This window comes from Burkholderia sp. (assembly GCF_018375725.1).
Lineage (GTDB): Bacteria > Pseudomonadota > Gammaproteobacteria > Burkholderiales > Burkholderiaceae > Burkholderia.
Window position 1 is genome coordinate 1 of record NZ_JAHACR010000543.1, and the last position, 1,160, is coordinate 1,160.

Below are 1,160 nucleotides of genomic sequence, written 5' to 3' on the forward strand. Positions count from 1 at the left end.
GACGCGTCTGCTGCAGGCGCTGCACGATGTCGGCGCGCAGACGCTCGACCTGGAGGCGCTCGCATGCCACCGCGGCTCATTGCTCGGCGCGTTGCCGGGTATCCCGCAGCCGACGCAGAAGGCATTCGATTCGCGGCTCGTCGAAGCGCTCGAGCGCTTCGACCCGGCATGGCCGGTGTTCGTCGAATCCGAGAGCCGCAAGATCGGGCTCGTGCAGTTGCCGCTCGCGCTGTTGCAGGCCTTTCATGGCGGGCCGTGGATTCAGGTCGATGCGGCACGCGACGAGCGCATCGCGTTCCTGCTCGACGATTACGGCCATCTGTTCGATACACCGGACGCATTCAAGGCGCAGCTCAGGCGGCTGATCGGACTGCACAGCCGCGACGATGTCGCACGCTGGAGCGAACTGGTCGATGCGGATGCGCGCGCCGGCCTGTTTGGCGAACTGATCGACCGACATTACGATCCGGCGTATGCGAGAACCTACCGTGAGCAATACGGCAAGCTGAATTGCGCGCTGACGTTCCAGTTCCGGCCCAACGTGGCCGATGCACGCGAACAGGCCCGGGCGCTCCTGACGCAGCTCGAGCAGGCCGGCTTGCCCGCATTGCCCGCGGCAACCGAAATCGCCGCCGGGGCCGCCATTTCGCCGTCGAACAAGTCATGACAGCAACAGCACAACAACAATCCGCGTCCGCGCAGGGCTGGGTGACCTGCCTGTCGATTGCCGGCGCAGGACAGTGCTGTGTGAAATTGCCGTACGACAACCAGACGTTCGTCGCGGCCGCGCGATGCGCGCACGCTCGTTCCGGCCTTGCATGTTGTCGATTGTCGTCGCGTTCGGCATCGCGAGCGGGTTCGGGCTCCGACCTCGGCGTCGGATTCGGGCGAGCAGGCCGGCGCAGTCGATCCTCCTATTTACCCGGCGTCGCCGCCTCGCGCGCGGCGCCATTCCCCAGAAGCAATCAGGAAAACGCATGACCCAAGCCAAGATTCATCCGCGACTCGAAAAGGCGCTGACGCGCGGCGATCTCGCAATTCGTCAGGCCAACTCGGCGCGCGCGACCGCCGTGCTGACCGCGCTCGGCGCGATGATCGTCGAAGCCTCCGCGACGATCGGCGTCGAAGCCAGCGTCGACATTCCGCAGGGCGACCGGATC

Annotated in this window: 2 pseudogenes; both read left to right on the forward strand. The window is 66.0% G+C overall.

The window, feature by feature from the left end:
- A pseudogene (locus KH616_RS25255) lies at nucleotides 1-667 on the forward strand (tRNA 2-selenouridine(34) synthase MnmH); the annotation flags it as partial.
- A 310-nt stretch (nucleotides 668-977) separates the two neighbouring features.
- Nucleotides 978-1,160: pseudogene (locus KH616_RS25260) on the forward strand (hypothetical protein); the annotation flags it as partial.